The organism is Candidatus Lokiarchaeota archaeon (assembly GCA_014730275.1).
In the GTDB taxonomy this organism is placed as follows: Archaea; Asgardarchaeota; Thorarchaeia; order Thorarchaeales; family Thorarchaeaceae; genus WJIL01.
This window is the reverse complement of the sequence record WJIL01000062.1, coordinates 22,256-31,069: the sequence shown is the minus strand read 5'-3', so window position 1 is coordinate 31,069 and position 8,814 is coordinate 22,256. Positions and strand designations below refer to the sequence as shown.

The following is an 8,814-nucleotide window of genomic DNA, read 5'->3' as shown; positions in this document are numbered from 1 at the left end:
TGTGAACGGACAACCACGTACGCTATCAAGAAGCGGTCCAATCTTAGTAATGTTTCGGCGGCCATGCTCCTTGTCCTTTGGCGTCCTGTGCGTCTTGTTGTTGCCAAAGAGCCTGATGTCCTTGCGCACAAACGTGCTCCAGGGCTTCTTCTGCTTCGGCTTGACTTGAGTGTCTGGATACCAGAGGGTGTGCTGTTCGTACCCGCAGGTTACAGGAGAGTGGCTTGCCGTGGACATGCTAGACAGTCTGGAGGTTGCCTATTATACCCCGCTAATATTCCGCGGAATATGGCGAGCTTAAATAATGTTCTCAAGACCGAGTGACATGACCGACGGAGATGACGATTTGGTACGCGCGCTCAAACATGGTAGGTCAATCCCTGCCGCGCTTGACGGATACTACGGCGAGCTGTTCGCGAGGAGCTCCTAGGAGAGGGATTACGTGGCGCAAACACGACCGGCATATAACCCCAAGTACATCGAGGATGATGGAACCTGTCCACACTGGGAACGCGATGAACAGTTTTTGCTAGATTTTCCAGATGTGGCCGAGCAGTATCTTGAAGACATAGAACGGGATGGGAAGATCTGTGCTCCCTGTCTTTGGTATGAGGTGGATATGACCGGCAGGATCGTTTGCGAATTCACAGAGCTGGAGGAGTATGAATGAGTCAAACAGACACCTACTTCTATCTATTTCTCCGGTTTGTGCATGAAGGAGGACATGATAGTACGACAATCTATGAGACGAACCTGACCGATGATTTCAACGGTTTTCTTGAGAAGCAGTCTGCTTCTGTCCAGCCGGTTGACGATGAGAGGATGGCTTTCATCATTCTGGTTGTATCTCTTGGCAGCTGAGTAGATACTTTGTTAAGGCAGAACAAGGGAATAGTCCATATGCCACGAGACAAAGAGGACACGGACACCTACACGAGAAGCATAACGGTTGATCGTGTGGTGAAAGGAACGAAGTACTACAAGGCTTCGATACCGCCCGACCTCATCCGAGAACTCAACGGCAAGGACGCCCTTCGGTTTGTGCCCTTTGTCGGATTGCTTACCAAGGACGACATTCTGCTTTACGAGGAGATGCCAACCCAGGAGCTGCGCTGTCCCTTCTGTGATACCGAGATTGACCCTCAACAAGTCAAGAAGTGCTCTTGTGGTGCAGAAGTATCGCTAGAGGAGCTACCTAATGCTGTACCCATTCCCAATTTCGACCCGGTCTCAGGCCTTGTGTACCCGCTGCTTCCTGATGATGTGGTTGATAGTATCGAAGGTACCGGGCTTATTACTGTCTACTTTTCTCAGTGAGTACGCCGTCTTTCGATTTTCTGAAGGGTATCGGAACCACGGTTCCACTTACCTGAGTGTCTGTTCTATTTCGCGGAATATAACGAGCTTAAATACTAACCCCGACACAAGACAGCATGAGGCACAGAATAGCTAACGCGGTACTTACAGAGAAGCAGAACGATATCGAGTATAACGGCTTCTGGAAGCCAGCCAACACGAAGCCCGACGGTGAGTATGTCCTTGTCTGGGTTTCGGACTGGCTCAAGCAGGATTGGGGGTTCTACTGTTACATCTCCCTTGATGCGTACAAACAAGACCTCGATGGGATTCACGGCCTGATTGAAGAGCTCAACTTTCGGGGGGTGGATGTATACGTTGAGATGGTTGATCATTCGCCCGGGTTGAAGGAGTTCTACGGCAAGGAATACAACAAAAGCAAGATTTCACACTATCACATCCTCAAGCCGGAGACATGGGAGCGTGTGATTTGATGGTGCTGGAACTGGACGAGCTCAACCTATGGTTCTCCCACTACGCGGATGAGGTCGCAACCATGAACCCGGGTGAACCCCTTAGCATGAGCGAACGTGCGAAGCTGGAGGAAAACCTGTGCTGGATATCTCTGATATCATCGACTACCTGAGCAGAATCAGGACCTTCAGCGCCCAACAGATTCATAAGTTGAACCAGTGGTGTCATAGAAATGACTGAAATAGCCCTCGAATACGGAACAGAAGAGGGCCAATCCAGGGTGGAAATCTTTGATTCTAGCACGCGTGAAATTAGTCTCAGTATGCATCAAATATCATCTGTGGACCTAGCACCTGTAAGACACCTCACCAAATTGAAGAGTATCGATTTGAGCGAAAATAGTCTTCACACTATAGACCTCCAACCGATATCTAGCTGCCTCCATATTGAAAATCTTTCATTAGCATGCAATCAGCTAGAATGCATAGACCTAGATCCTCTGAGAGACTGCACAAACCTCCGAGTTCTGCGGCTGGATTTCAACTTGCTTGAGCAAGTTGACCTTAACCCTTTGGGTTTTTTAGAATCTCTCGAGGTACTTAGGCTTGGAGCAAACAAGCTTCAGAGTGTAAATCTGAACTCATTAGCAAACTGCGAGAGTTTAGTTTACCTTTCTCTTTGGGGCAACAAATTGAGATTTTTGAATTTAGGTTCTCTAAGTGCTTGTGTTGCTCTTGAAGAAATGTACCTAAGTCAAAATAGATTAAAGGTTCTAGACTTCTCTCCCTTAAGCACATGTAGTAGTCTGCGGAAAATAGGGGTTAGTCGGAACCAGCTTCAGGAAATAGACCTCCACCCTCTTGGCAATTGTGCTCATTTGCAGGAACTGAACCTAAGCAAGAACGCATTGCAATCTCTGGATATTGATTCATTATGGAGTTGCAAACAATTAGAAATGCTGAATATATCGGAAAACGACTTAGACCAAATAGATATCACATCTCTTATCCTGTGTAATAATTTCCGTGAGCTCTACCTCGACATGGATACGGGGATCACACTCCTGAGTAGGGCGACCTTTGAAAAAGAGGAAATTCATATTGCTTCTAGGTATCCTACCATAATAGATGATTCCCATTCTTCTGCTAATGTTTCATACGACACCCCCATCCAAATACAGAACCTGGATATCATCAAGGGTCTTGCTCCCATTTTGCAGTTACATGAACCGAAATGGAAAACATTTCACTCAATTCAGTGTATGCCTACGTCAATTGGTCTTGACGGTCTCGGTCTTCTAGATATCAACTTTCATCAATTTCATTCGCTACTGAAAGAATCAGATATCTCCGCTCTTTCACGCAGACTCATTCAAGCTTTTTGTGAACAAGTAGAGAATAATGGTACAACAATAGGGCTTGATATAGAGAACTTCGGTTCAAAGAACTCCGAAATAAGCCGCATTATTCCTAGGATTGTCAAATTAAGACGTAGAGAAATGCTATCATCAGGAGTTATTGCTTATCCAAACCACAATAAAATAGACCTTAGACATCTTTGGTTGACAGCCTATGGGTGTAGCATATTGTCAAGGCGCAGCATTGGAATATACTGTACGGAATCTGAGTTCAAATGTGTTTCAGAAGCAGTTGAAAATACCGGTTTTGAGGTGCGAATTGCCTACGATGAAAGCGAACTATCCACTCCAACTGAAATGTCTCGCCTTATGAAACAGTATATTTGGAAGATTGCTGAATTAAGTAGTTCTTACCTTGTGTAACCAATAAGAGCAACTCGTATCATCCTAAATCAAACCGCCTGAACTAAAATCCTACTAGCAAGATCCTGTCCAAGTGCAAGCCGGGTTCCCCTTACTTCTATCAGCACAGGCCCCTGGCAGCCTCCCTGCAGAACTTTCATTGTGGCCCCTCGAGTCAATCCTAGGTCCATTATCCGATTCTGAATCTGTCTGAACTCTTTTCTTCTGCTTCGGTGACCACGATGTCCACGTCCGAAAAACCCTCGTCTCCCCCGTCTACCCATGGGTCTCTTTTTTGGGTTTCTTCTTATGACATCAACAAAAACACAGCGACTTCCACTGGGCATGCTGGTAAGGGGTCTTGGTTCCGATTGGGGCCCCTGAGTGTTTGGTCCATATGGCATCGCTGCAAATCACCTTATTTTGACACAACTGAGATTGAAAACCGTCAACCTACGTTGACTGTCAAAAGTTAGATGCATCTAAGTTATAAGCCTTGTCAAGTCGGCTAAGCTTTTGAGATATTTCAATGCTTTGCTTCTATACCCAGAAGAGCAGACCTGCTTGGGCGATTCCTACCACTGCTTATATCCCGATTTACTCATATTGAAGCAAGTAGGAGAGGTTGATTTCAGTGTCCTATGTTGGAGAAGAGACTATCGAGCTCTCAGAGGATACCACTCCTGACGATATTCGCGAGCGCATAGACAAATGGCAACTATCTGAAACTGGAAGCTGGTATGAGGTAAAAGAAGAAGACACGGATCATATCGTGCTGGAAAGAACGTGGAGATCCTCGGGACAGTACATAGTTCTGTGTGCTATCATCTTGGCTTTCGGTTTTATCCCTGCAGCATTGGAGCAGACCCACCTTTCATTGCGTTTCGCCGCCATTCTTGTTATGAACTACATCTTGTTCGGCCTTTCTATTGTTTGGTGGGTTCTCAAGATTCAAGAATTTGTACAATTGGTTGTCAGGATTCGAGGCGATAGTGTCAAAATAGAAGCAGAAGGAACCAATAAGAGAAAGACAGAGACAAACCTTGATTCTATCATTCGTTCAATCCGGGGCTCATGATGCTTGATTGGTTTGATTTATGCTTCCAATCCTGAACCAAAATTGTTACATAATGTAAACCATTAACCCCGGATAGTGGGAAGGCATGAAATACTACAAAACGCCGCTCAAGTATGGTTCTACTACCGTAGACCGTTTTATTCCAAAATCCATTGAAAATGTCAGTGTACTAGACGTGGAGGCGTACGACCGCCCCTTCAATGATGTTGTCGAGAAGCTGCACGACGTCTTGGCCAATCCGATAGAATCTCCGCCTCTAGAAGAGGTGCTGGATGATGTCTATGAGGACGGCGAAACTGTTATGCTGATTATTGATGACAATACTCGCCCCAATATCCACACTCGAGCACTTCTGGGACCGCTAACCCATAAACTGCTGGATTATGGTGTGAAGAGAGAGGATATCAAAATCATAATTGCCAGCGGTTCTCATACGCAACCAACACCAGAAAGCATCGAGAACAAAATCCTTCAAACCGAACTTTACAATGAATGGAAAGACAGCATACTGATCCATGATTGTGATTCTGGAAACAAACATCTTGGAAAGAGCCCACGGGGAACACCAATCTACATAGATGAACGTGTTCTTGATTCATGTCTCGTAATTCCACTCAGCGATTCCGAATATCACTACTTTGCAGGCCAAGCTGGAACTGTCAAACTGTTTTGCCCTGGTGTTGCAGGAAGAGAAACCATACGAGTGAACCACCCACGCATGTTTGACCTTGAGAAGGGTTTCGTTGATGGATGTAGGCTGGGCAATACTGAAGGCAATCCCGTGATTCAAGACATGATTGATATTGCAGAACGGGTCGGCAAGGATCTTCCCATGTTCTGTATTGACACTATCGTTCATAATGGTGAAATTGTCTATATGCAAGCTGGTGATTTGATTGCCTGTCATGAAGCCGCGGCTGAACCTTTGCATCGGCTCAGAGTGGTCGAAGTAGAAGAACCTGCTGACATCGTTTTCACCTCGGTTGGAGAACTGGGACTCAATCTGTATCAGGCAGGGAAAGGCATTCACGCTTCTTGGAATGCTGTACGGCATGACCTCGATGGCTGGATTGTCCTTCTAGCTCCGTGTGAGGAGGGCATTGGCAGCATGGGATACGAAGAAGCCATGCAGGAAACCAAAGATATGGTTGTGAAAGACGCACTGAAGCATGTAATCAAAACATACTGCACAGAAGAGACCTTCAAGATAGGTAATCAGAAACCACCGGATCTATTCCGGATTCTCTTGGATGTGGCTGAAAGAAACATCAAACTGGTAACTGAGCTGGATCCAGATATGCTGAGCGAAGTATATCGAATGGATGGAAGGAACCCAGAAAGCTGTGAAGAAGCTCAGGGAGTTCTGAGGGAAATTATGAAGGAATTCTTGGATGAACACCCAGATCCCACTGTGTATGTGCTCAATGACCCCGGTCTGCTAGTAAATGTAAAGAATCGGTAGAACAGCATAAAAGCTGGTGAGCCCTTACCTACCCACCGGAAAGAAAGCGCCCAGCTACTTGCCACTAAAACAAACTGGGCTCTGCTCCTTTCCTCGTATTTGAATTCGGCTATTCTATTGTCCAAGTCGGTCCGTCTTTGGTATCTTTGACTTCAATTCCTAATTCAGCTAGCCGATCCCGTATCCTATCCGCAGTTTCGTAATCCTTCTCTTCCCGTGCCTTTTCTCTGAGTCCCAGTACAAGCTCTATTAGTTGGTCAGCCAATCCGGATTCGCCTCCTGCTGAAACTTGACTTCGCGCCTTCTCTAAATCGATGCCTAGCACCTCGAGGCGTTCCTTCAGAATTCCAAGGGCATCTCTGAGAATTGCTGGATTTCCCATCTCGTCAATGTGCGTGTTTATTGCTTTTGCAAACGTGAATATCTCAGCAAGAGCACCAGGAGTATTGAAATCATCATCCATCTCCTGTTCAAACCCTTCCTTCACCTCACTGATGGCTTCTTCAAGAGCCGCATCAGCTTCACTTGGTTTGATATCCTTCTGTCGGATTATCTGCATTCTCCCTCTTAGCCGTTCAACAACATTCCTCAGTCGCTCAATCGAGGTTTTTGCTTGTTCCAGAGCTTCATTGTTGTAATCTAGCGGGTGACGATAGTGGCCCGAAACCAGAAACAGCCTGACTGCCTGCGGATCATAAGCATCCAAAACCTCACGGCTGGTGAAGAAGTTGCCCTCTGATTTACTCATTTTCTCCTCATCAATTGTTAGCATACCGTTGTGAAGCCAGTATTTGATGGGTTCCTCGACTTCATAAGCTGCTGCTGTTTGAGCGATTTCGTTCTCATGGTGCGGAAAAATAAGATCTTGTCCTCCACCATGAATATCAAAGGGCACGCCGAGAAAATGCTTACCCATGACGGAGCACTCAATATGCCAACCAGGTCTGCCCTTGCTCCATGGACTGTCCCATGCTGGTTCTCCAGGTTTCTGAGCTTTCCAAAGAGCGAAATCTCTGGCATCCTTCTTCTTTTCATCGACTTCAACTCTTGCACCCGAATCAAGTTCGTCGGGAGATATCTTAGATAAAACACCGTAATTCTCGTGCTCGCTCACATCAAAATAGACATCGCCATCAACTTCGTACGCTTTGTCATTCTCCAAGATATTCTTCACCATTTCAATCATATCTTGAATATGCTCAGTTGCACGGGGATTCCTGTCAGCAGGCTTGATGTTCAGCTCTCGTTCTATCTTCCTGTATTCTGATATGAAGCGTTCAGCTAGTTCCGGTACAGCGATGCCTTCTTCATTGGCACGATTGATCATCTTATCGTCTATGTCTGTGAAATTAGTTACATAGAATACTCTGTACCCCTTGAAATCCAAGTAGCGGCGAATCGTGTCAAATACCACAAACGATCTGGCGTTTCCTATATGTGGAAAATCGTATACGGTGGGACCGCATACATACATGCGAACTTCATTGTCCTTTAATGGCTCGAATTTCTCCTTTTTTCTGGAAAGGGTATTATAGACTTTTAGCATCGCATCTAACCAAGCGTATTCAGTACGCAGGTCATATAAGTGACTCTGCAATAATTGCTTAGAAAGCTCTTCATGATTGTAGAACTGGGCTCGACGTGATGATAGATGGATTCAGCGGAAGAAGTGATTAACAAGGGCTACCAACTGATTGAAGAAGGGGACTCGGAAGAAGCAGTAGATTTTTTCGAACAGGCATTAGAACGATTTGGTGACGATCCTGAAATCAAAACAGGACTCGCTGAGGCTCTACTGGGGGAAGCTAGAGATCAAGAGGCCGAAACTCTGTTAAGGCAAGTTCTGAAGAAGCATCCCACTCATGAGAGAGCAGTTTTTTCACTTGGACGGTATCTCGATAGCTGTCTTCAGGTTGACGAAGCTATCAAACTGTATAAGAAACAACTGCGAGAAGAGCCTAAGAGCCACCAAGTGGCAGAAGATTTGTGCAGAATCCTGATGGAAGAAGGCCGTACCGAAGAGGCGATGAGAATTGCTGAGCGGCAGCCAAATCGTTTTAGTAAAGAATGGCACTCGTATGATGCGATTCGTCGTGTCTTGATGCTTGAAGAAGTTAGTTTGGACCACAAGGCTGCTGCTGATGGTTACGAAATAGAATCCTCAAGGAATCTTGCCAATAACCTGCTGTTACAGTTGAAGCATATTGAATCTATGTTTGAAAGCCTCCCTTCTGAAGCCTTAGAACGGGAAGAGCGTACTGAAGAATTGCATCATGAGATTCAGCGTATCACCGCGGAATTGGAACATTTGCTTGAAGCCATGGAAAAGCGAGGATGGAAATTCCCGAAGGATTTCAGACAGAGAATCCAGTCAGCTGTTAAGCGTGGTGAAAAACGAATCAAAGAAGGTTAACCTCACTCTGGATCTTTCTTATTGCCATGGATATGCATCTATTTCCAGGTCTTCAGGCCGTGTTTCATCCCTGCTCAGGTATACAAGGTGCTGATGACCATCGTGGCAGAGCCATATATGATACTCCGTTTCCCAAAGCCCCTCAAGCATAGCAAGTCTGTTTTCGCGGTCAAGGCCCATGATTTGCAGCAGTTTTCCCATGTGAACCAATCTGTCGAAATTCTTCTTTGCTGTTGCCTGTATTCGTCTCTCGGATCCTGCTTCCATTCTGAGAATCCTTTTGTCGCGGAGAACGGTCCTGATTCGCATTTGGGTCATATTTCTTTCATCCC

General features: G+C 45.7%; 11 protein-coding genes. 8 read left to right on the top strand and 3 right to left on the bottom strand.

Going from position 1 to position 8,814, the window contains the following annotated elements; translation table 11 throughout:
* The first annotated feature begins 442 nt into the window (after positions 1 to 442).
* The 5 genes from GF309_06740 (at position 443) to GF309_06720 (ending at position 3,550) form a co-directional block, all read left to right on the top strand.
* Positions 443 to 670, top strand: coding sequence for a hypothetical protein (locus GF309_06740; GenBank protein MBD3158473.1), 228 nt, complete (start codon positions 443 to 445; stop codon positions 668 to 670).
* Positions 667 to 861 carry a hypothetical protein gene (locus tag GF309_06735; GenBank protein MBD3158472.1) on the top strand — a complete coding sequence of 65 codons (195 nt, stop codon included), beginning with the start codon at positions 667 to 669 and terminating at the stop codon, positions 859 to 861. Before GF309_06740 ends, GF309_06735 begins: the two co-directional genes overlap by 4 nt.
* 39 nt (positions 862 to 900) lie before the next feature.
* Complete coding sequence (locus GF309_06730; GenBank protein MBD3158471.1) at positions 901 to 1,317, top strand: hypothetical protein; 417 nt, start codon at positions 901 to 903, stop codon at positions 1,315 to 1,317.
* 116 nt (positions 1,318 to 1,433) lie between these two features.
* Positions 1,434 to 1,790 carry a hypothetical protein gene (locus GF309_06725; protein MBD3158470.1) on the top strand — a complete coding sequence of 119 codons (357 nt, stop codon included), beginning with the start codon at positions 1,434 to 1,436 and terminating at the stop codon, positions 1,788 to 1,790.
* A gap of 212 nt (positions 1,791 to 2,002) precedes the next feature.
* Positions 2,003 to 3,550, top strand: a complete 1,548-nt coding sequence (locus GF309_06720; GenBank protein ID MBD3158469.1) for a leucine-rich repeat protein — start codon at positions 2,003 to 2,005, stop codon at positions 3,548 to 3,550.
* A gap of 29 nt (positions 3,551 to 3,579) precedes the next feature.
* Here GF309_06720 and GF309_06715 read toward each other — a convergent pair whose 3' ends face one another.
* Positions 3,580 to 3,933 carry a hypothetical protein gene (locus GF309_06715; protein ID MBD3158468.1) on the bottom strand — a complete coding sequence of 118 codons (354 nt, stop codon included), beginning with the start codon at positions 3,931 to 3,933 and terminating at the stop codon, positions 3,580 to 3,582.
* 230 nt (positions 3,934 to 4,163) lie between these two features.
* Here GF309_06715 and GF309_06710 point away from each other — a divergent pair, with 230 nt between their 5' ends.
* Together GF309_06710 and GF309_06705 are read left to right on the top strand one after the other, a co-directional pair.
* The gene (locus GF309_06710; GenBank protein ID MBD3158467.1) at positions 4,164 to 4,607 is read left to right on the top strand and encodes a hypothetical protein; all 444 of its coding nucleotides are present in this window, start codon (positions 4,164 to 4,166) and stop codon (positions 4,605 to 4,607) included.
* An 85-nt stretch (positions 4,608 to 4,692) separates the two neighbouring features.
* Entirely contained in the window at positions 4,693 to 6,069 is a 1,377-nt protein-coding gene (locus GF309_06705) for a DUF2088 domain-containing protein (GenBank protein MBD3158466.1), read from the top strand.
* Positions 6,070 to 6,178: 109 nt separating this feature from the next.
* Here the strand turns inward: GF309_06705 and GF309_06700 are convergent, their stop codons facing one another.
* A complete protein-coding gene (locus tag GF309_06700) occupies positions 6,179 to 7,615 on the bottom strand; it encodes a cysteine--tRNA ligase (protein MBD3158465.1) in 1,437 nt (478 codons plus the stop codon).
* Between the two features lie 105 nt (positions 7,616 to 7,720).
* On the opposite strand from GF309_06700, the gene GF309_06695 reads away from it, so the two are divergent.
* A complete protein-coding gene (locus tag GF309_06695; protein ID MBD3158464.1) occupies positions 7,721 to 8,482 on the top strand; it encodes a tetratricopeptide repeat protein in 762 nt (253 codons plus the stop codon).
* An 18-nt stretch (positions 8,483 to 8,500) separates the two neighbouring features.
* Here the strand turns inward: GF309_06695 and GF309_06690 are convergent, their stop codons facing one another.
* Positions 8,501 to 8,800 carry a hypothetical protein gene (locus tag GF309_06690; protein MBD3158463.1) on the bottom strand — a complete coding sequence of 100 codons (300 nt, stop codon included), beginning with the start codon at positions 8,798 to 8,800 and terminating at the stop codon, positions 8,501 to 8,503.
* Positions 8,801 to 8,814: the final 14 nt, after the last annotated feature.